At 73.8% G+C, this 19,663-nt stretch carries 20 protein-coding genes; 7 read left to right on the forward strand and 13 right to left on the reverse strand.

All coding sequences use genetic code 11. The annotated features are described in order from the left end of the window. The first annotated feature begins 10 nt into the window (after positions 1-10). Positions 11-403, forward strand: coding sequence for a cytidine deaminase (locus FXF60_RS11805; protein WP_151526176.1), 393 nt, complete (start codon positions 11-13; stop codon positions 401-403). A gap of 99 nt (positions 404-502) precedes the next feature. On the opposite strand, the gene FXF60_RS11810 is transcribed toward FXF60_RS11805, so the two are convergent. Then, the gene (locus tag FXF60_RS11810; protein ID WP_151526177.1) at positions 503-1,165 is read right to left on the reverse strand and encodes a hypothetical protein; all 663 of its coding nucleotides are present in this window, start codon (positions 1,163-1,165) and stop codon (positions 503-505) included. A 69-nt stretch (positions 1,166-1,234) separates the two neighbouring features. Between FXF60_RS11810 and FXF60_RS16565 the strand changes: the two genes are divergently transcribed. After that, positions 1,235-1,942 (forward strand): hypothetical protein, encoded by a 708-nt coding sequence (locus FXF60_RS16565; protein WP_192796716.1) that lies wholly within the window; start codon positions 1,235-1,237, stop codon positions 1,940-1,942. Between the two features lie 54 nt (positions 1,943-1,996). Then, entirely contained in the window at positions 1,997-3,286 is a 1,290-nt protein-coding gene (locus FXF60_RS11820; protein ID WP_151526178.1) for a thymidine phosphorylase, read from the forward strand. Positions 3,287-3,464: 178 nt separating this feature from the next. Here FXF60_RS11820 and FXF60_RS11825 read toward each other — a convergent pair whose 3' ends face one another. The 3 genes from FXF60_RS11825 to deoC are packed head-to-tail and all read right to left on the reverse strand — an operon-like array spanning position 3,465 to position 6,883. After that, the gene (locus FXF60_RS11825; RefSeq protein ID WP_151526179.1) at positions 3,465-4,394 is read right to left on the reverse strand and encodes an aldehyde dehydrogenase family protein; all 930 of its coding nucleotides are present in this window, start codon (positions 4,392-4,394) and stop codon (positions 3,465-3,467) included. Continuing rightward, a complete protein-coding gene (locus tag FXF60_RS11830) occupies positions 4,394-5,836 on the reverse strand; it encodes an aldehyde dehydrogenase family protein (protein WP_151526180.1) in 1,443 nt (480 codons plus the stop codon). The genes FXF60_RS11825 and FXF60_RS11830 overlap by 1 nt, the downstream gene beginning before the upstream one ends. A gap of 39 nt (positions 5,837-5,875) precedes the next feature. Continuing rightward, entirely contained in the window at positions 5,876-6,883 is a 1,008-nt protein-coding gene (deoC, locus tag FXF60_RS11835; RefSeq protein ID WP_151526181.1) for a deoxyribose-phosphate aldolase, read from the reverse strand. A gap of 101 nt (positions 6,884-6,984) precedes the next feature. On the opposite strand from deoC, the gene FXF60_RS11840 reads away from it, so the two are divergent. Together FXF60_RS11840 and FXF60_RS11845 are read left to right on the forward strand one after the other, a co-directional pair. Then, entirely contained in the window at positions 6,985-7,335 is a 351-nt protein-coding gene (locus tag FXF60_RS11840; RefSeq protein ID WP_151526182.1) for a cupin domain-containing protein, read from the forward strand. Beyond that, entirely contained in the window at positions 7,328-8,473 is a 1,146-nt protein-coding gene (locus FXF60_RS11845) for an adenosine deaminase (protein WP_151526183.1), read from the forward strand. Before FXF60_RS11840 ends, FXF60_RS11845 begins: the two co-directional genes overlap by 8 nt. Before the next feature lie 64 nt (positions 8,474-8,537). Here the strand turns inward: FXF60_RS11845 and FXF60_RS11850 are convergent, their stop codons facing one another. After that, positions 8,538-9,344 carry an RDD family protein gene (locus FXF60_RS11850; RefSeq protein WP_151526184.1) on the reverse strand — a complete coding sequence of 269 codons (807 nt, stop codon included), beginning with the start codon at positions 9,342-9,344 and terminating at the stop codon, positions 8,538-8,540. 49 nt (positions 9,345-9,393) lie between these two features. Here FXF60_RS11850 and FXF60_RS11855 point away from each other — a divergent pair, with 49 nt between their 5' ends. Both FXF60_RS11855 and FXF60_RS11860 read left to right on the forward strand, forming a co-directional pair. Beyond that, positions 9,394-10,389 carry a stage II sporulation protein M gene (locus tag FXF60_RS11855; RefSeq protein WP_151526185.1) on the forward strand — a complete coding sequence of 332 codons (996 nt, stop codon included), beginning with the start codon at positions 9,394-9,396 and terminating at the stop codon, positions 10,387-10,389. Between the two features lie 71 nt (positions 10,390-10,460). Next, entirely contained in the window at positions 10,461-11,051 is a 591-nt protein-coding gene (locus FXF60_RS11860; protein WP_151526186.1) for a TIGR03086 family metal-binding protein, read from the forward strand. Between the two features lie 96 nt (positions 11,052-11,147). On the opposite strand, the gene FXF60_RS11865 is transcribed toward FXF60_RS11860, so the two are convergent. From FXF60_RS11865 to FXF60_RS11900, 8 genes are read right to left on the reverse strand one after another with little or no spacing between them, the layout of a single operon-like run. Next, the gene (locus FXF60_RS11865; protein WP_151526187.1) at positions 11,148-12,458 is read right to left on the reverse strand and encodes a DUF58 domain-containing protein; all 1,311 of its coding nucleotides are present in this window, start codon (positions 12,456-12,458) and stop codon (positions 11,148-11,150) included. Positions 12,459-12,471: 13 nt separating this feature from the next. Further along, entirely contained in the window at positions 12,472-13,497 is a 1,026-nt protein-coding gene (locus FXF60_RS11870; RefSeq protein ID WP_151526188.1) for an AAA family ATPase, read from the reverse strand. Further along, positions 13,494-14,765, reverse strand: a complete 1,272-nt coding sequence (locus tag FXF60_RS11875; RefSeq protein WP_151526189.1) for a DUF4350 domain-containing protein — start codon at positions 14,763-14,765, stop codon at positions 13,494-13,496. The genes FXF60_RS11870 and FXF60_RS11875 overlap by 4 nt, the downstream gene beginning before the upstream one ends. After that, positions 14,762-15,442 carry a DUF4129 domain-containing protein gene (locus FXF60_RS11880; protein ID WP_151526190.1) on the reverse strand — a complete coding sequence of 227 codons (681 nt, stop codon included), beginning with the start codon at positions 15,440-15,442 and terminating at the stop codon, positions 14,762-14,764. The genes FXF60_RS11875 and FXF60_RS11880 overlap by 4 nt, the downstream gene beginning before the upstream one ends. A 23-nt stretch (positions 15,443-15,465) precedes the next feature. Further along, positions 15,466-16,581, reverse strand: a complete 1,116-nt coding sequence (locus FXF60_RS11885) for a DUF7847 domain-containing protein (protein WP_151526191.1) — start codon at positions 16,579-16,581, stop codon at positions 15,466-15,468. Next, entirely contained in the window at positions 16,578-17,234 is a 657-nt protein-coding gene (locus tag FXF60_RS11890; protein WP_151526192.1) for a uridine kinase family protein, read from the reverse strand. The genes FXF60_RS11885 and FXF60_RS11890 overlap by 4 nt, the downstream gene beginning before the upstream one ends. A gap of 47 nt (positions 17,235-17,281) precedes the next feature. Continuing rightward, positions 17,282-17,899 carry a hypothetical protein gene (locus FXF60_RS11895; protein WP_151526193.1) on the reverse strand — a complete coding sequence of 206 codons (618 nt, stop codon included), beginning with the start codon at positions 17,897-17,899 and terminating at the stop codon, positions 17,282-17,284. 52 nt (positions 17,900-17,951) lie between these two features. Then, positions 17,952-19,640: a phospho-sugar mutase gene (locus tag FXF60_RS11900; RefSeq protein WP_151526194.1), complete on the reverse strand. Its 1,689-nt coding sequence runs from the start codon at positions 19,638-19,640 to the stop codon at positions 17,952-17,954. Positions 19,641-19,663 lie beyond the last annotated feature (23 nt).

The raw sequence follows: 19,663 nt of genomic DNA on the forward strand, positions 1-19,663 counted from the left end.
GAGGCATACCGTGCCCGAGATCGACTGGCAACCGCTGCACGACGCCGCGGTCGAGATGACCTCGCGGGCGTATGCCCCCTACTCGGGCTATCCCGTCGGGGTCGCCGGGCTGGTGGACGACGGCCGGGTCGTGGCCGGGTGCAACGTGGAGAACGCCGGCTACGGCGTGACCCTGTGCGCCGAGTGCGGCATGGTCTCCGACCTCGTCGCCGGTGGTGGCGGCCGGCTGGTCGCGGTGTGGTGCGTCGACGGCCGGGGCGAGACCCTCATGCCGTGCGGCCGGTGCCGCCAGCTGGTGTGGGAGCACGGGGGAGCCGACTGCCTGCTGCAGACGCCCGAGGGTGTGCTGCGGATGGACCAGGTGCTGCCCCAGGCCTTCGGGGCCGAGGACCTCGCCCGCTGACCGCCGCCCCCCGCCCGGCTCGGGACCAACGTCGGGATAGCCCAACCTTCATCGGGAAGTTCGCCGATGAAGGTTGTGCTATCCCGACCGCACTCCGGCCTAGGCGGGGGGCTCGCCGCCGAGCAGGCAGGCCCGGGGGAGCCCGGCGCTCAGCGCCAGCTTCCCGGCCTCCGGGCTGCGCGCCAGATACAGCGCCTGGCCCCCGATCTGGGCGATCCGCTCCTGGAGCGTGCTGATGGTGCCGGCGTCGAGGACCACGCGGCCCTGCTCCGGCGGCATGAACGGCTCCTCGCCGAAGGTCCCGGACCGGTCGGTGCGGGCGACCTGCGTCGGGTCCATCGGCCGTTGGCCCATCGCCTCGGCCAGCAGCCGCAGCGTGCCGGCCCCCTGCCCGGTCGGCTCACCGCCGTCCACCGGGACCGAGAAGCGCACCTCGTCGGCCGTCTCGGTCACCTCCTGCAGCACCCACCGGGCCTGCCGGTCACGCGTCATCACGGCATAGGTCAGCGCCGGCTGCTCCCCGTCCAGCAGGGCCTCGGCGGCCACGACCAGCGCCTGGGGGTCGAGGCCCACCGCCAGGGCGGTCGCGCACGACATGGTCGCCTCGATCCGCGGCGTGGAGGCGGTCGCGACCAGCCGCTCGTTGCGCAGCGCGACGATGGTGGGGAACATCGACCCGCCGGCGGACGTCCCACCACGGGATCGACGCAGCAGATCGGTCACCGAGGGAGCGACGAGGGCCATGATGTCAGCGACGAGCACGCGACCGAGGATGTCACACCGGGTCGGGTCGCTGCGGCACCGGAGGACGAGGAAGGCATGATGTCAGGTATGCAGCGTGGCAAGCAGGTGCCGTGGTTCGGGATCATCGTGGCGGTCATCCTGCTCAACGTCTTCACCAGCATCGACCTGCCGGTCGTGCCGATCATCGTCGCCGCCGTCGTCTTCAGCATGGTCACCGGCTCACGTCGCGCCCGGTCCGTGGGAGGGTCCACGGCACAGGGCCGGCAGACGCCAGCCGCGCCGGACCCGCCGGCCGGGGACACCGAGCAGGGGCTGCCGCGCATCGACGTGCCGCAGTTCCCCGGCGACGCGCCGCCCCCGCCGCTGCCGACGCAGGGCACCCAGCCCGCGGCCGAGCCGCACCGGTTGGAACCCGAGCCCGCCCCGAGGCCGGAGCCCGCGTCAGCAGGGGGAGCCGCGGCATACCCCAGCAGCACGTCGACCGACCCGGTCGTGTCCCTGGGTCAGCTGCACCTCGGGCGGCTCGCGCGCGAGCTGAGCGCGGCGGCAGGGACCGGCGCGAGCGCGGACGTCGACCGGCTGCTGGGTGAGATCGACGACATGACCCAGCGGTCGCTCATGATGCTCGACGGGGCGACGGGGATGCCCGGCAGCGGTCGCAGGGAGTTCGAGTCGGGGCTGCGTCGGCTGGAGCGTGAGGTGCGGGCCGCGCGGGGTGAGCAGCCGGCCGGCTCGCGCGTGGACCGGGTGGTGCGCACGTGCACCTCCCTCGGCCAGACCGGCAGGTACGCCTAGGTCGGTGGTCAGGTCGCCTGCACGCGCCGCACCCGATGCGCCACACTGGGCGCCATGAGTGAGTCCTACGACGCCGTCGACATCATCCGCACCAAGCGCGACAAGGGTGAGCTGAGCCCCGAGCAGATCGCCTGGGTCATCGACGCCTACACCCGCGAGGTCGTCGCCGACGAGCAGATGTCGGCGCTCGCCATGTCCATCCTGCTCAACGGCATGAACCGGCGGGAGATCAGCGACTGGACCGCGGCGATGATCGCCTCCGGCGAGCGGATGGACTTCTCCTCGCTGTCCCGGCCCACGGCGGACAAGCACTCGACGGGCGGGGTGGGTGACAAGATCACCCTGCCGCTGGCCCCGCTGGTCGCGGCGTGCGGCGTGGCGGTGCCGCAGCTGTCCGGCCGCGGGCTCGGCCACACCGGAGGGACGCTGGACAAGCTGGAGGCCATCCCCGGCTGGCGGGCCGACCTGTCCAACGAAGAGATGCTGGACCAGCTCGAGGACGTGGGCGCGGTGATCTGCGCCGCCGGCTCCGGGCTGGCCCCGGCGGACAAGCGGCTGTATGCCCTGCGCGACGTCACCGGGACGGTCGAGGCGATCCCGCTCATCGCGTCCTCGATCATGAGCAAGAAGATCGCCGAGGGCACGGGGACCCTGGTGCTGGACGTCAAGGTCGGGTCCGGAGCGTTCATGAAGACCGAGGACGACGCGCGCGAGCTCGCCGAGACGATGGTGGCGCTCGGTCAGGACGCCGGCGTGCACACCGTCGCGCTGCTGACCGACATGTCCACCCCGCTGGGGCTCACGGCGGGCAACGGGCTGGAGGTCGCCGAGTCGGTGGAGGTGCTGGCCGGGGGAGGCCCGCAGGACGTCGTCGACCTCACCGTGGCGCTCGCGCGGGAGATGCTCGAGGGCGCAGGCGTCACCGAGGTGGATCCGGCCGAGGCGCTCGCCGACGGGCGGGCGATGGACGTGTGGCGTCGGATGATCGAGGCGCAGGGCGGCGACCCGGACGCCCCGATGCCGGAGTCGAAGGAGAGTCAGCAGGTCGTCGCCGACGCCGACGGCGTGCTCACCCGGCTGGACGCGCTCGCCGTGGGTGTGGCGGCGTGGCGGCTGGGGGCGGGACGGGCCCGCAAGGAGGACCCGGTGCAGGCCGCCGCCGGCGTGGTGATGCACGCCAAGCCCGGCGACGAGGTCACGAAGGGTCAGCCGCTCATGACGCTGCACACCGACGAGGAGCAGCGCTTGGGCCGTGCGACCGAGGCGCTGGAGGGGTCCTGGACCATCGGCACCGCCGACGAGGTGGAGACGGCCGACAGCATCGTCATCGACCGCGTCGACTGACCGGGACCGGCCGCACGGTGTGTCTCGACCGGCCGCACGGTTTGTCTCGACCGGCCGCACGGTTTGCGTGCAAAGTGCGCGGTCGGTCAGCGCAAAGTGTGCGGTCGGTCAGCGCAAAGTGCGCGGTCGGTCAGCGCAAAGTGTGCGGTCGGTCGGTCCGGCGAGCGGGATCGGCGGGTCAGGTCCCCTTGGGGTGCCAGACCGTCTTGGTCTCCAGGAACGTCGTCATCCGGCTCAAGGCAGGGGTGGCGGTGAAGTCCGGCTCGACCGCGGTGACGCCGCTGCCGCCGGGGCGCAGGACCCGCTTGAGGTTGTCGGCGGCGCCGGCCTCCAGGTCACCCCAGTCCAACCCGCTCACGCCGGCAGCGCCGGTGAGGTCCAGGCCGTTCACGTCGCGGTGCGAGGCCAGCCAGGGCGCCACCTCTGCGGTGTCGGCCGTGATGAGGTTGACCACGCCGCCCGGCACGTCAGACGTCGCCAGCGCCTCGGACAGGGTGATCGCCGGGATCGGCCGGTCCTGGGAGGTCAGCACCACCGCGGTGTTGCCGGACACGATGACCGGCGCCACGACCGAGACGAGCCCCAGCAGCGAGGACGACTGCGGTGCGAGGACCGCCACGACGCCCGTGGGCTCGGGGGCGGAGATGTTGAAGAAGGGGCCGGCCACCGGGTTCAGCCCGCCCAGGACCTGGGCGAACTTGTCGGACCACCCGGCATACCAGACCCACCGGTCGATGGCCGCGGTGACGACCGCGTCCGCCCGGGCGCTGCTCAGACCCTCCGCCTGCGCCACCTCGGCGGCGAACTGGCTGCGGCGGCCCTCCATCACCTCGGCCACCCGGTAGAGCACCTGGCCACGGTTGTATGCCGTGGCACCGGCCCAGCCGGACTGCGCCTTGCGGGCCGCCTGCACCGCGTTGCGGGCGTCCTTGCGGGAGCCCTTGGCCACGTTGGCGAGGAAGGCCGGGTCGGTGAACGTCCGCGAGGTCTTCGCGCCGCGCGGTGCGGCATACACCTCGTAGGACCGGCCCGACTCGCTGCGGGGGAACTTCCCCCCGATGAACAGCTTGTAGGTCTTGTTGACCGCTACCCGGGTATCTGTGCTCATCAGTTCGCTCCCGTCTTCACGTAGGCCTCCAGGCCGTGTCGCCCGCCCTCACGGCCGTAGCCCGACTCCTTGAACCCGCCGAACGGGCTGGTCGGGTCGAGCTTGTTGAAGGTGTTGGCCCAGACCACCCCGGCCTTGAGCTGGTCGGCCATCCACAGGATCCGCGACCCCTTCTCGGTCCAGATCCCGGCGGACAACCCGTAGGGGGTGTTGTTGGCCTTGGCCACCGCCTCGCCGGGGGTGCGGAAGGTCAGCACCGACAGGACCGGCCCGAAGATCTCCTCCTGGGCGATCCGGTGGGTCTGGCTGACGCCGGTGAACACGGTCGGTGCGAACCAGTAGCCGGTGCTCGGCAGCTCGCACGCCGGGGACCAGCGCTGGGCCCCCTCGGCCTCGCCGATCTCGGTCATCTCGGTGATCCTGGCCAGCTGCTCGGCGGAGTTGATGGCACCGATGTCGGTGTTCTTGTCCAGCGGGTCACCGACCCGCAGGTGGCCCAGGCGCCGCTTGAGCTTCTCCTCGACCTCGTCCGCGACCGACTCCTGGACCAGCAGCCGGGAGCCGGCGCAGCAGACGTGGCCCTGGTTGAAGAAGATGCCGTTGACGATGCCCTCGACCGCCTGGTCGATCGGTGCGTCGTCGAAGACGATGTTCGCGGCCTTGCCACCCAGCTCCAGCGTGGCCTTCTTGCGGGTGCCGGCGATGGCGCGGGCGATCGCCTTGCCCACCCCGGTGGAGCCGGTGAAGGCGACCTTGTCGACGCCCTCGTGCTCGACCAGGGTCTGGCCGGTGCTGCCCGCCCCGGTGATGATGTTCACCACCCCGGGGGGCAGCTCGGCCTGCTGGCAGACCTCGGCGAAGAGCAGCGCGGTCAGCGGCGTCGTCTCGGCCGGCTTGAGCACCACCGTGTTGCCGGTGGCCAGCGCCGGGGCGATCTTCCACGCCATCATGAGCAGCGGGAAGTTCCACGGGATGACCTGGCCCACCACGCCGTAGGGGCGGGGGTCGTCGCCGAGCGAGGCGTGGTCCAGCTTGTCCGCCCAGCCCGCGTGGTAGAAGAAGTGCGCCGCCGCGAGCGGGACGTCGATGTCGCGCGACTCCTTGATCGGCTTGCCGTTGTCCAGGCTCTCGAGGACCGCGAACTCGCGGGACCGCTCCTGCAGGATCCGCGCGATGCGGAACAGGTACTTCCCCCGGTCGGCGCCGCTCATCCGGGACCACACCCTGCCGTAGGCGGTCCGGGCGGCCGCGACCGCCGCGTCCACGTCCTGCTCGTCCGCCTCGGAGACCTCGGCCAGCACCTCCTCGGTGGACGGGCTGACCGTCTTGAAGCTGGCGCCGTGCCCGTCGACGAACTCACCGTTGATGAACAGGCCGTAGGAGGGCTTGATGTCGAGGATCGCGCGGGACTCCGGCGCGGGGGCGTAGTCGAAGGTGGGCATCGGTGGGCGTCTCCTCGGGGAAGGCAGCAGGGGCAGGGCTCAGTAGAGGCTGGGCGAGTCGTCGGCGATGTAGTCGGCGCCGGAGTAGGCACCCGTGGCCATCCGCTGACGCTGCAGCAGCAGGTCGTTGAGCAGGCTGGACGCGCCGAAGCGGAAGTAGGTGTTGGTGAGCCACTGCTCCCCGGCGACCTCGTTGACGGCGACGAGGAAGGTGATGGCGTCCTTGCTGGTCCGGATGCCGCCGGCGGGCTTGACTCCGATCTGCTCCCCGGTGAGCTCCAGCCAGTCGCGCACCGCCTCCAGCATGATGAGGGTCACCGGCAGGGTCGCCGCCGGCGACACCTTGCCGGTGCTGGTCTTGATGAAGTCGCCCCCGGCGAGCATCGACAGCCAGCTCGCGCGGCGGACGTTGTCGTAGGTGACCAGCTCGCCGGTCTCCATGATGACCTTGAGCCGGGCCGGGCCGCACACCTCCTTGACCGCGGCGATCTGGTCGAAGACGGTGAGGTAGTCACCGGAGAGGAAGGCGCCCCGGTCGATGACCATGTCGATCTCGTCCGCCCCGGCGCTCACCGCGTCCTGGGTGTCGGCGAGCTTCACCGGCATACTGGCTCGTCCGCTGGGGAAGGCGGTCGCGACGGCCGCCACCTTGACCTCGCTCGTGCCCAGGGCCTGCTTGGCGACGGCGACCTTGTCGCCGTAGACGCAGACGGCCGCGGGGTGCGGGGTGGAGGGGTCGGAGGGGTCCGGTGAGAGGGCCTTGGTGACCAGGCCGCGGACCTTGCCGTCGGTGTCCGCGCCCTCCAGCGTGGTCAGGTCGATCATCGAGATCGCGGTGTCGATCGCCCAGGCCTTGGCGGTGGTCTTGATCGAGCGGGTGCCCAGCCCGGCGGCGCGCGCCTCGCACCCGACCTGGTCGACCCCCGGCAGGCCGTGCAACCAGCGGGTCAGCGCCTGGTTGGTGAGCCGTGAGACGCCGAGGATCTCGCGTGCGCGGGAGGTCTGCTCGGCGGCGGTGACGACAGCGGTGTCCGTGGAGGTGCTCACCGAGGAAGTCTAAGCCACCGGGCCTAGCACGCGTGTGCCCCGAGACGGGCGGAGCGGGGACCGTCGCGGAGCTCTCACCCCACCCGCATAGGATCACCGGCATGCCGACGATGTTGCGGCCGGTCCGGGTGCCCGGGACCGGGGAGAAGCTGATCCAGGAGCTGGCCGGTTCCGCGAGCACGGGGCACGACGGTGTCTCGGTCGCCCGGATGACCGTCCCGGCGGGGTGGGACGAGCCGGGCCAGCGCCCGGAGTTCGACGAGGTGACGTATGTGCTGGCCGGCCACCTGGTGGTGGAGCACGAGGGCGGACGGGTCGACGTCGGCGCGGGGGAGTGCGTGCTGACCCGCGCCGGGGAGTGGGTCCGCTACTCCGTCGGCCCGGGTGGGGCCGAGTACTTCGCCGTGTGCGCGCCGGCCTTCACCCTCGAGCGGGCGCACCGCGATGAGTGAGCCGCTGACCGAGGAGCGGATCCGCGCGCTGCCCAAGGTGCTGCTGCACGACCACCTGGACGGCGGGGTGCGACCGGCGACGGTGCTCGACCTGGCGCGGCAGCAGGGGTATGCCGACCTGCCCGCCGACGATGTGGCGTCGCTGTCGGCGTGGTTCGCGGAGTCCGCCGACAGCGGGTCGCTCGAGCGCTACCTGGAGACCTTCGCGCACACTGTGGGCGTGCTCCAGACCGAGGACGCGCTGCGCCGCGCCGCGCGCGAGTGCGTCCTCGACCTCGCTGCGGACGGGGTCGTCTACGCCGAGGTGCGGTATGCCCCGGAGCAGCACCTGGAGGCGGGCCTGAGTCTCGACGAGGTCGTGGAGGCGGTCGACGCGGGCTTCCGGGAGGGTGAGCAGGCGGTCGCCGACGGCGCGGGCGAGGCGCCGGCCGGACCGGTCCGGGTGCGCGCGATGCTCACCGCGATGCGGCACGCGGCGCGCAGCCGGGAGATCGCCGAGCTGGCGGTGCGCCACCGCGGCCGGTCCGTCTGCGGCTTCGACATCGCGGGGGCAGAGGACGGCTTCCCGCCCACGCGGCACCTCGGAGCGTTCGAGTTCCTGCGGCAGGCCAACGCCCACTTCACCATCCACGCGGGTGAGGCCTTCGGGCTAGCCAGCATCTGGGAGGCGATCCAGTGGTGCGGCGCCGAGCGCCTCGGGCACGGCATCCGGATCGTCGACGACATCAGCCTCGACGGTCGACCCGTGACCGACGACCTGGCCGGGGCGATCCGGCGGGCGCAGCAGGAGCCGCGCGCCTTCGCGCTCGGCGAGCTGGCGGCATACGTGCGGGACCGACGGATCCCGTTGGAGATGTGCCCGAGCAGCAACGTGCAGACCGGTGCGGCCCCGTCGATCGAGGAGCACGCGATCCGGCTGCTGGACGCCCTGCGCTTCCGGGTGACGCTGAACACCGACAACCGGCTGATGAGCGCGACCTCGATGACGCGTGAGGCGCAGCTGCTCGTGGACCGGGCGGGGTGGGGGATGACCGAGCTGCGGCGCGTGGGCGTCAACGCGATGAAGTCCGCCTTCCTCCCCTTCGACGAGCGGTTGGACCTCATCGAGACGGTGCTGAAGCCGGCCTACGACGGGTGACCTGCACTTCTGGACATCGCTTTCTGGTGCCCGTCGCCCACGTGTCGATGTCCAGAACGGAGGGTCAGTGGGGCTCGGGGAGCACCCGGGCGCGGAGGGCGTCGGCCCGCTCCAGCCGCTCCTCGTCGCGACTGCGCCGCCGGGCCAGCACGGTGGCCATCACCTGCTCCGGGTGCGCCCCGGCCGGGGGCGCGGGAGCGACATGGTGCAGCACGGCGGCATACAGCTCGCTCCCGGTCTGTGCACGTGCCTCGGGGGTGAGGGTCTGCGCCCGGGCGAGGAACTGACGGGTGGCGACCACCAGACCGTCCGGGATGACGCCGATGTCGGCCCCGGCGACCCAGTCCGCGAGCTCGGGCGAGGACTGCGGTGGTGGCAGCATCCTCAGCCGGACCCGGTCGTGCACCACATAGGTCCCCGCGAGGAGGTCGCCCAGCCGCTTGGCCTTCTCGTTGGTCATGGCGGTGATGAGCGCGACGCTGCCGAGCGTCATCCACAGCTCGAAGGTGCCGGCGAGAGCGCGGATGGTGGCGTGCCGCAGCCCGATCGGACCGGTGTCGTCGCGGACGGTGCGCAGGCCCATGACCAGCTTGCCCAGGGTGCGACCGTGGGTGAGCGTCTCCAGCGTGATCGGTATGCCCGCCATGACGAGTGCCATGACGACGATGAGGAAGGCCTGGCCCAGGGCGGCGTCGGCGGAGAAGATGTCCCCGGGCAGGAGCAGCACCAGAAGGACGACGCCGGCCGCGATCACGAGCAGGTCGATCAGGCCGGACACCATCCGGGTGGGGACCTGCGCGGCGGGCAGCTCGACCTCGACCGCCTCGCTGGTGACGAAGCGGTGCGGGTCGAAGATCCCCCGGGTCGCCATGACCGGAACTCTAACCGTCGCGGCGCGGTCGATGGCCTACGGTGGTGCCGTGGACCTTGATGCGCTGGTGGGGCGTCGGCGCGCCTCGTGGGAGCGGTTGGACCGGCTCTCCCGGCAGCGCAGCTTGGACGGCGAGCAGGCCGACGAGCTCCTGGACGGCTACCAGCGCGCCGCGACCGACCTGTCCCTGGTCCGCTCCAGCGCTCCGGACGCCACGGTGGTCAGCCACCTGTCCACCCTGGTGGCAAGGGCGCGGGCGCGCGCGGCGCGGGTGCGGACGGTCAGCTGGTCCGGCATCGGTCGGTTCTTCGCCGAGGACTTCCCGGCCGCGCTCTACCGCCTGCGGTGGTGGTGGGGGATCACGGCGGCGGCCAACGTCGTGGTCGGCCTCATCCTGGGGTGGTGGCTGGTGCAGAACCCGGTGGTCGAGCAGTCCCTGCTGAGCACCGAGCAGGTGACCGAGCTGGTCAACGTCAGCTTCGAGTCCTACTACTCCGAGCACGCCGCGAGCAGCTTCTCCACGCTGGTGTGGGTCAACAACGCCTGGGTGGCGGCGCGTTGCCTGGGCATGGGGATCCTCGGGGTGCCGGTCATCTGGTTGCTGTGGCAGAACATCGCCAACGTCGCGGTGATCGGCTCGCTCATGCACCGGCACGGTCGGGCGGACGTCTTCTGGGGGCTCATCACGCCGCACGGGCTGCTGGAGCTGATGGCGATCTTCGTGGCGGCGGGCGTCGGGCTCCGGCTGTTCTGGTCCTGGGTGGCGCCCGGCGCACGGACCCGGCTGAGCAGCCTGGCCGCGGAGGGTCGCACGGCCGCCGGTGTGGCCGTCGGGCTGGTCTTCGTGCTGCTCGTGTCCGGCGTGATCGAGGGGTTCGTCACCCCCTCGCCGCTGCCCACGTGGGCCCGTGTGGGGATCGGGGTGCTGGCCCTGGCCCTCTTCTTCGTGTATGTCTTCACCCTCGGGCGGCGGGCGGCGCGACGGGGCGTCAGCGGGGACGTGGGCGAGGACCTGCAGGCGGCGTCCGCGCCCACGGCCGGATAGGCACTGGGCCACCGATGAGTTCGTGATGTGCGGCAGGTCTGACCGGGCACGGGACCGACGAAGGGACAACCATGATCGACCTCACCCCGGCCACGACCCGTGTCGCGGGCCTGCTCGACGGCGTCGACGACGCACAGCTCGGGGCGCCCACGCCGAACCAGGACATGACGGTGACCGCGCTGCTGCACCATGTGCTCGGCCTCACCGTCGCGTTCCGCGACGCGGCGGCGAAGATCGAGGGGCCGACCACCCAGACGCCCCCGGAGGTGAGCGACGAGCCGCTCCCCGACGCCTGGCGCGAGCAGCTGCGCGACCGGCTGACGGCGCTCGCCCAGGCCTGGTCCGAGGAGTCGGCCTGGGAGGGGATGACCACGGCCGGCGGGGTGACCTTCCCCGCCGAGGCCTGCGGACTGGTCGCCCTGGACGAGGTGCTGCTGCACGGGTGGGACCTGGCCGTCGCGACGGGGCAGGACTACGAGGTCCCTGACGACGAGGCCGAGGCGGTGCTGCCCATCGTCACCCCGAGCGGTGACGCGGAGACGGACGCCGAGGCCCGCGACGGGATGTTCGGGCCGCCGGTCGAGGTGCCCGACGACGCGTCGACGTTCGACCGGGTGCTGGGGCTGTCCGGCCGCGATCCACGTTGGGCGCACCGGCAGTGACGTCGTGCGGCCGGTCGACGCAAACCGTGCGGCCGGTCGACGCATATCGTGCGGTCGGTCGACGCATATCGTGCGGCCGGTCGGGGGAGGGGGCCCTCAGAGGAGGCCCTGCGCCTTGAGGGCGAGGTAGTGGTCCGCCAGCGCGACCGGCAGCTCCTCGGGTGGCTCGTCGAGCACGGTGACGCCGAGCTGGTTCAGCGCCACGGCGGTGCGGTGGCGCAGCGACCCGGTCCGCTCCGCGGCGGCTGAGGCGTAGGCCTGCTCCACCTGGTCGGTGCGGGTGCGGATCGCCTCCAGCGCCGGGTCGGCCACGGAGGCCACGACGACCCGGTGGTGCGCCGTCAGGCTGGGCAGCACCGGCAGCAGACCCTCCTCCAGGGCGGCCGGCTCCAACGGGGTGAGCAGCACCACGAGGGCTCGACGCCGGGTGAGGGTGGTGACGGCGCCGGCGAGCATGGACCAGTCGGCCTCCAGCAGCACCGGCTCCAGCGGGGCCATCGCCGTGACGAGCTGGTGCAGCAGGCCGGAGCGGCCCGCCGTGGTGCCGGAGCCCACGCGTGCCCGCACGCTGCGGTCACCGGCGAGCAGGTCCACCCGGTCTCCCGCCCGCGAGGCGAGCGCAGCCAGCAGCAGGGCGGCGTCCATGGCGGCGTCCAGCCGTGGCTCGTCGCCGACCCGGGCGGCGCTGGTGCGGGCGGTGTCCAGCACCAGGATCACCCGCCGGTCGCGCTCCGGCTGCCAGGTGCGGACCACGACGTGCTGGCGCCGCGCCGTGGCGCGCCAGTCGATCGAGCGCACGTCGTCGCCCTCGACGTAGTCGCGCAGCGAGTCGAACTCGGTGCCCTGCCCGCGTGTGCGCACCGCCGACCGGCCGTCCAGCTGCCGCAGCTGCGCCAGCTTGGCCGGCAGGTGGCGTCGCGAGCGGAAGGGGGGCAGCGAGCGCACCGCACCCGGCACGCGGACCGTCCGTTGCCGGCCTCCGAGCCCGAGCGGGCCGTGCGTGCGCACCGTCACCCCCACGGCTGGTCGATCGCCCCGACGGGTGGGGCGCAGGCCGGTATGCACGGCCCGCCGCTCTCCCGCGGGGAGGTCCAGGGGGTGCCGGGTGGGCTCCTGGACGCCCGCCGACGGCACCCACGCGTCGCGGATCAGACCGCGGACCCGACGGGTGCCCGGGTTGGTCACCGACAGGGTCGTGCTCGTCTCCTCCAGCAGCCGCACCTGGGGGACGGGTGAGCGCTCCAGGCGCAGCGAGCGGGGCGCCGGCGCCAGCGCCGCGTCGGCGAGCACCAGCAGGGCGACCGCGACCAGCCAGGCGGCCGCGACCGGTCCGGCCGAGCCGGGCCACAGGACGACCGGCACCAGCCCGAGGAGGGCCAGCGCCACGACGGGACCGCGGACGACCATGGATCCGGCCCTCTCAGCGGGGGACCGGGACGCTGGCGAGCACCGACTCCAGGACCGAGTCGCTGGTCACGCCCTCCAGCTCGGCCTCGGGGCGGAGCGACACCCGGTGGGTCAGCGTCGCGCGGGCCAGGGCCTTGACGTCGTCCGGGGTGACGAAGTCGCGGCCCGAGAGCCAGGCCCAGGCGCGGGACGTCCCCATCAGCGCGGTCGCCCCGCGCGGGCTCACGCCGAGCTGCAGCGAGGGCGCCTCCCGGGTCGCCCGGGCGAGGTCGACGACATACCCGATCACCTCGGGGGAGATCTGCACCTCGCGCACCGCCGCGGTGGCGGCCGCGAGGTCCTCCGGGGTGGCGGCCGCCCGCACCCCCGCCGCCGCCAGGTCCCGCGGGTCGAAGCCGGTCGCGTGCCGCTCCAGCACCTGCAGCTCGTCGTCCCGTGGCGGCAGCGGCAGGGTCACCTTCATGAGGAAGCGGTCCAGCTGCGCCTCCGGCAACGGGTAAGTGCCTTCGTACTCGACCGGGTTCTGCGTCGCCGCGACGAGGAACGGGCCCGGCAGCGGGCGGGAGACACCGTCGACCGTGACCTGCCGCTCCTCCATCGCCTCGAGCAGGGCGGACTGGGTCTTGGGCGGGGTGCGGTTGATCTCGTCCGCGAGCAGCAGGTTGGTGAAGACCGGGCCGGGGCGGAACTCGAACTCGCCGCGTCCGCTGTCGTAGACCATCGACCCGGTGACGTCGCCCGGCATCAGGTCGGGGGTGAACTGCACCCGCTTGGTCTCGATCGACAGGGCCGCGGCCAACGCACGCACGAGCAGCGTCTTGGCCACTCCGGGCACGCCTTCGAGCAGGATGTGCCCCCGCGCCAGCAGCGCGACGATGAGGCCGGAGACCGCCTGGTCCTGGCCGACCACGGCCTTCCCGACCTCCTCCCGGACGGCGTGCAGCGCCACCCGGGCAGCCTCGGCGCGCTCGGCGGGGACGGTCGCTCCGGGTCGCCCGGGCTGCGATGGCGGGGTGCTCGGGTCGGGCTGGTCCGTCATGGTGTCCTCTCGGTGGGGTGGGTGCGGGTGGGCTCGTGCGCGGGGCCGGCCGCACCCCGGCCGTCAGGATAGGCGGGGCTCGGGGCGCCGCCGCGGTCGCCGGCGGGCCGGCGCACGCGCGCCTCGAGGTCGTGGACGTCGCGGACCAGGCGCACGAGGGCGTCGTCGTCCCCGAGCTGACCGGCGTCCACCAGCAGCCGCCGGGTATGCCCGGCGTCCTGGCCGGTCGCGCCGCTGACCGCACGCACCAGCTGGTCGGGCTCGGCACCGACGGGCAGTCCGAGCAGCGGGGCGAGGCGCCGTCGCGCTCCGGCCTGGACGGCGCGGGCGGCGTGGGCGCGGTCGTGGGCCTGGTGGTAAAGCCGGCCGCGGCTCAGCGTCGTCTCGGTGGCCCGGACGACCGCGGGGAGGGGCTCGGCGACGACGGCGCCCAGCCGGCGGCCACGCCAGAGCGCCGTCGCGAGGACCGCGCCGGCCATGACCGCGACCGCCGCGGTGAGGTTGCGTGGGAGCACGTCCCACAGCGACGCCGCGGCGTCCAGCCCCGCGTCGCCCGGCTGCGGCAGCACCCACAGGAGCTGGTCGCTGCCGCCGAGAGCGCGCAGCGCCAGCGCCGCGTTGGCCTCCTCGGTGATCCGAGCGTTCGTCCAGGTCGACCCGATCCCGGCGACGACGGTCTCCGGCCGGTCCTCCTGCGCCGTGAGGACCACCAGGGCGCCCTCGCGTGCACCGCCGGCGTTGTGACCCGCCCCGGGCGGGAAGCACGCGGTCGCGTCGGCGCGGTCGTCGCCGCCCACGGAGAGCAGGACGTCCCACCCGGCCAGGCGGTCGCCCTCGCGCGCGAGCGGGTGGGCGCAGTCGGCGACGACCGGGATGCCGGAGCCGCCGCTGGAGTCGAGGTCCAGGCCCAGCACCGGGCCGACGTCCTGCCGCGGGTCGTCGGTCAGCACGACGAGTCGGTCGAGTCCCGCGTCGGCCAGGTCGGCGAGCAGCTGTGGACCGCTCTCCGGCTCGAGGTAGGCGGTGTGCGGCAGCAGGAGGGACGTCCCCGGGCCGACGTCGGCCGGGTCCAGCCGGCTGGTGCCGGGCACGACCTGCACGTCGACCCCCTGCGACCGGAGCACCTCGTGCAGCGCCTGTGCCCCCTGCGGTCCCGGGTTCACCGGGCTCAGCCGCTCACCGGAGCGCGGCGTGCTCAGCAGGGCCGCCGCGACCACCGCGACGACGGCGAGGGCCACCCACGGGGCGAACCGGCGCAGCGCGGTCACGACGGCACCCAGGACTGGGGGGCAGTGGCGAGCTCGGGTCGGGACTGCCGCAGCCGGTCGCCGAGCTCGAGCACGGCCTCGGCCTGGGCGGTGCTGGCCGGGTGGTCGCCGTAGCGCACGGCGTCGAAGGTGTCGCCCGCGAGGCGCAGCTCCGCACCGTGCCGGGGGAAGACGGGTGCCAGCTCGCCGGCCACCTCGTGCGCGGTTCGCCCCGGCCGTTCGTCGAGCACCGTCCGCTCGAGCGCATCGGCGGCGATCGCGCGGTACCCCTCCAGCACCGCCTCGTCGAGGCGACCGGCCTCCAGCGCCGACCGGGCGCTGTCGCGGTACTCCTGCGCCGAGCGGCGGGCACCGCCGAGCACCGCGCCGTCGGGCCGTGGCGGCAGCAGCCGGGCGGCACGCCACCGGTCCCGGCTGGCGAAGAGCAGCACCGCGGCCACCGCCGCGAGCACCAGACCCAGCACCAGCCAGGTGGACCACGGCGGCAGGGAGCCCAGGTCCGGTGGGTCAGGCAGGCGGTCGGTGATCCACCTCCACAGCCGGGTGAGCCACGGCTCCTGGAGCTGGTAGCCGCCGGACCCGAGCTCGTCGTCGAGCCACCGGCGTGCCTCGTCGCGGTCCGGGTCCAGGGCACCGAGCACCTGGTCCCGACCGGCGGGCGGGGGGCGTGTGGGCATACCAGCTGCTTCCGGGGCGGTGCTCAGCGAGACCGGCTCGCGGCGCGCTCCTGGGCCGCCCGCACGAGCGAGACGTCCAGCCCCTCCCGGCGGATCCGCTGGTCGAGGTAGAGCAGGGCGGTGACGCCGGCGGTGAAGGGGATGGTCAGCGCCCCGACCACCAGCTGCAGCGCGTGGTCGGTGACGAGCAGGGTCGGGCTCATCGGGTCCATCATCCCGGTGGGCCCCAGCGCGGCCATGACGGCCGCCGCCACGGGCAGCTGCACGACCGCGGCCAGGACGCTCGTGACGATCCCGGCGAGGATGGTGATGCCCACGATCCGCCACCCCTGGCCGCCGCGGGACAGGCTCCAGGCGCGCGCGATGCCCTTCCAGGGACCGATCCGCTCGAGGACCACCGGGGCCGGTGCGAGGCTCAGCCGGCAGGCGGCCCAGACGAACCCGACGACGGCAGCGATGCTGAGCAGGACCACGAGCAGGATGACCAGGGCGCCGTCGCCCACGGCCACCAGCCCGGCGATCACCACGACCAGGGCGATGATCGCGATGACGGCGAGCACCCCCATGAGCAGCACGGTGCCGACGAGCGCGAGCAGACGGCCCCGGACGGCCCGCCAGGTGTCACCGAGGCCGGCCCGGTCGCCCAGGACCGCCTCGCCCACGACGTGCACGATCATCCCGGTCAGGGCGATGGAGGCCAACGAGGAGAAGATCGTGGAGAGCAGCAGGTTCACGGCCTGCAGGTCGACGTCGCTGAGCGAGGTGAGGGCGTTGGACATCAGCAGGGAGAGCAGCAGCGAGGGCGCGAGGAGCACGGCGAGCACGATGAAGCCCATGCCGATCGTGGCCTCGGGGTTGCGCCGCATGGTCTGGAGGGCCCCGCCGAAGATGTCGCCCAGGGTCAGCGGACGCAGCGGCACCACGCCGGGCTGGTGCATGCGGGCCAGCTGCTCCGGGGGGAGCTGGTGCCACTGGGGCTGGTGCGGCGTCGGCTGCTGCTGCCACGACGGCTGGCTCCAGCCGGGGGGCTGCGACGGGGCGCCCCCGTCGGCGGGACCGGGCGGGACGGGCGGCGGCAGCGGTGGCCGGTCGGGACGTCCCGGGTCTCCGGGTGGTGGCCCCAAGGGTGGCTGGGTCATCCCCCTGCTCCTCGATCGGTCTGTCGTGGCCGCGGCGACGGGTCCTGCGGCAGTCCCCTGGCGCGCGTCTCTGCCTCACGGGCGGTCATCGGCTCGGCGCCGAGCGACCGCTGTGCGGACACGATACCCGGCTCGGCCCGGCGCAGGACGTGGCCGCGGCGCCACAGGGTCATGGGGGGCTTGCGCCGTTCGGCCAGGTCCCGGGCCAGGCGTCGGGTGAAGGTCAGCCACGGGTGGTGCCGGATGCACCACGCCCCGGCGAGCAGTCCTCGGCGCCGCAGGCCGTCGACGACGTGCGCGGCGAAGATCCCCTCGGCGACGACGACGGTATGCCCCTCGAGCCGTACCTCGTGGCTGCCGCGGATCGCGGAGCGGCTGATGTCGTAGACGGGCATCTGCGCCGCACCGTCGCGGCAGAGGCGTTCCAGCGCGTCGATCGCGGCGGCGCCGTCCCAGGAGTCGACGTGGTCCCAGTCCGGGAGGCCGAGCGGGCTCATCGGCAGGTCCGGGTCGTCGCCCTCGCGGTAGAAGTCGTCCAGCTGCACGACCGGCCACCCGTGGTCGGTGTGCAGCCGCGCGGCCAGGCGCGACTTGCCCGCCCCGCTCGGCCCGGCCAGCACGAGCACACGAGCGGTTCGGGGGGCCGGGTCCATGGCGGACGAGTCTAGGTCCGGCGCCGCCGGCGGCGGATCCGGGGGCGTCAGAGGAGGATGGCGAGCACGGCCACCGCGACCGCGAGGGCGAGCACCGCGATCGCGGGCCAGGCGAGGTCGGTCCGGACGGCGGCCCCGCGGCCGTCGGCCGCGAGCTGACCTCCGTCGAGCCGCCAGCGCTGCAGCGCGCGCTGAGCCTGGTCGGCCACCGACTGGGCGGTGTGGCCGCCGTCCCCGCGGCGGGTCGTGGTCTCGGCGAAGTCGTCGACGCTCCGATGCGGTGTCCGCTCCCGCTTCGCCGGGACCGCCCAGGCGCTGTGCCGTTGGCCGTCCGTGTCGTGCAGCTCCAGTGCCCACTGATGGGTGATCTCGTCGACGGCGGCGAAGGGGACCACCGTGTCGGCGACGATGTTGGCCAGCAGCACACCGTCCTCCCGCAGCACGACGTGCGGCCGGAGGAAGAGCGCCCAGGCCACCGCGGCGAGACCTAGCACCAGCGCGACCGCGCCCAGGATCCCCTCCCGCTGCCCCGAGCCGACGTCCCAGACGGTCAGCGCGGCGAGGACCCCGGCACCGGCGACCATGAGCCAGCCGAGGATGCGCGCCGGCAGGGTGCGGTAGACCGCGATGACCTCGCCGCTCAGCCCGTCCGCCGTCCCTGCCATGCCGGTGATCCTAGCGCCGGCCGACCGGCGCTCGTGCGGGCCGACGCGGCCCTCACAGGGCGGTGAGCTGCTCCATGCTCGTGCGGACCTGCGCCAGCCGTCGCGCCGCCTCCTCGCGAGCGCCCGGGAGACCCTCCCGGTCCTCGACCGGGACGATCGCCTCGAGGTAGACCTTGAGCTTCGGCTCGGTCCCGCTGGGCCGGACGATGACCCGGGTGTCGTCCTCGAGCAGGAAGCGCACGCCGTCGGTGGGCGGCAGGCCGCCCGCCCCCTCGGCCAGGTCCTCGCTCTGCCGCAGCCGCACCCCGCCGAGCTCGTCGGGGGTGTCGTCGCGCAGTCGCTGCATGACCGGGGGGATCTGGGCCAGGTCGCTCACCCGCACCGAGAAGGCGTCGGTCTGGTGCACCCCGTGCCGCACGGCGAGGTCGTCCAGGACGTCGGTCAGCCGGCGACCCTGCCCCTTGAGGGTGGCGGCCAGCTCGGCGGCCATGAGCGCCGCAGTCACGCCGTCCTTGTCCGGGACCGTCGCGGGGTCGACGCAGTAGCCGAGCGCCTCCTCGTAGCCGTAGGCCAGCCCGGCCACCCGGCCGATCCACTTGAACCCGGTGAGCGTCTCCTCGCCGGGCAGCCCGGCCGAGTCCGCCATCGCCCCCAGCAACCGGGACGAGACGATCGACCGGGCGAGCACGGACCGGGCCGGCGTCGCCCGGCCCCGGTCGATGACGTGCTGGCCGAGCAGCGCCCCCACCTCGTCGCCGCGCAGCATCCGCCAGCGGTCGCCGTCGCGCACCGCCAGGGCGCACCGGTCGGCATCGGGGTCGTTGGCGATGACCAGGTCCGGCCCCACCCGCTCCGCCAGCTCCAGGGCGGCGTCGATCGCCCCGGTCTCCTCGGGGTTCGGGAAGGAGACGGTGGGGAAGTCCGGGTCCGGCTGCTCCTGCGCGGCGACCGGCGCGGGTGCGGGGAAGCCGGCCCGCTCGAACGCCAGCCGCACCACCTCCGACCCGACGCCGTGCAGCGCCGTGTGCACCACCGACAGGTCACGGGGGCTGCTGGGGTCGAGCACGCCGACGGCGGCGTCGAGGTAGGCCTCCAGCAGCTCCTCGCCCAGCGTCTGCCAGCCCTCCTCGGCGAGCGGCACCTGCGAGGTCGACGTCACCGCGGCGATCTGCGCGGCGATGTCCCGGTCGGCCGGAGGCACGATCTGGGAGCCGTCGCCGAGGTAGACCTTGTAGCCGTTGTCCTCCGGGGGGTTGTGGCTCGCCGTCACCATCACCCCGGCGTCGGCGCCGAGGTGGCCGATCGCGAAGGCGAGGACCGGTGTCGGGAGCGGGGAGGGCAGCACCATCGCGCGGCCGCCGGCCGCGGTGACGACGGCGGCGGTGTCGCGGGCGAAGACGTCGGAGTTGTGGCGGGCGTCGAAGCCGATGACCACGGCCGGTCCGGGCGTCGCGTCCCCCGCCGTCTCCAGCCGCGCCTCGAGGTATGCCGTCAGCCCGGCCGCGGTGCGGATGACGACGGACCGGTTCATCCGGTTCGGTCCGGCGCCGAGCCGGCCACGCAGGCCGGCGGTGCCGAACTCGAGGAAGGCGCTGAACCGGTCCTGCAGGTCGTCGAGGGCACCCTGGTCCCCGGCCTCGGCAGCGGTGAGGACCCGCTCCAGCTCGGCGCGGGTCGCGGGGTCGGGGTCGTCGGCCAGCCAGGTGCGGGCGGTGCTCAGCAGGTCGGTGCGGTCGGTCACGGTGCTCCTGTCCTCGGTCCGGT

This window comes from Serinicoccus kebangsaanensis (genome assembly GCF_008919445.1).
Classification (GTDB): Bacteria; Actinomycetota; Actinomycetes; order Actinomycetales; family Dermatophilaceae; genus Ornithinicoccus; species Ornithinicoccus kebangsaanensis.

Bases quoted from the DNA above. Each gene is read 5' to 3' on its own strand.
- FXF60_RS16565 (WP_192796716.1), top strand. From the start codon at position 1,235: ATGCAGCGTGGCAAGCAGGTGCCGTGGTTCGGGATCATCGTGGCGGTC.
- FXF60_RS11820 (WP_151526178.1), top strand. From the start codon at position 1,997: ATGAGTGAGTCCTACGACGCCGTCGACATCATCCGCACCAAGCGCGAC.
- FXF60_RS11825 (WP_151526179.1), bottom strand. From the start codon at position 4,394: ATGAGCACAGATACCCGGGTAGCGGTCAACAAGACCTACAAGCTGTTC.
- FXF60_RS11830 (WP_151526180.1), bottom strand. From the start codon at position 5,836: ATGCCCACCTTCGACTACGCCCCCGCGCCGGAGTCCCGCGCGATCCTC.
- FXF60_RS11840 (WP_151526182.1), top strand. From the start codon at position 6,985: ATGCCGACGATGTTGCGGCCGGTCCGGGTGCCCGGGACCGGGGAGAAG.
- FXF60_RS11845 (WP_151526183.1), top strand. From the start codon at position 7,328: ATGAGTGAGCCGCTGACCGAGGAGCGGATCCGCGCGCTGCCCAAGGTG.
- FXF60_RS11850 (WP_151526184.1), bottom strand. From the start codon at position 9,344: ATGGCGACCCGGGGGATCTTCGACCCGCACCGCTTCGTCACCAGCGAG.
- FXF60_RS11860 (WP_151526186.1), top strand. From the start codon at position 10,461: ATGATCGACCTCACCCCGGCCACGACCCGTGTCGCGGGCCTGCTCGAC.
- FXF60_RS11865 (WP_151526187.1), bottom strand. From the start codon at position 12,458: ATGGTCGTCCGCGGTCCCGTCGTGGCGCTGGCCCTCCTCGGGCTGGTG.
- FXF60_RS11870 (WP_151526188.1), bottom strand. From the start codon at position 13,497: ATGACGGACCAGCCCGACCCGAGCACCCCGCCATCGCAGCCCGGGCGA.
- FXF60_RS11880 (WP_151526190.1), bottom strand. From the start codon at position 15,442: ATGCCCACACGCCCCCCGCCCGCCGGTCGGGACCAGGTGCTCGGTGCC.
- FXF60_RS11885 (WP_151526191.1), bottom strand. From the start codon at position 16,581: ATGACCCAGCCACCCTTGGGGCCACCACCCGGAGACCCGGGACGTCCC.
- FXF60_RS11890 (WP_151526192.1), bottom strand. From the start codon at position 17,234: ATGGACCCGGCCCCCCGAACCGCTCGTGTGCTCGTGCTGGCCGGGCCG.
- FXF60_RS11895 (WP_151526193.1), bottom strand. From the start codon at position 17,899: ATGGCAGGGACGGCGGACGGGCTGAGCGGCGAGGTCATCGCGGTCTAC.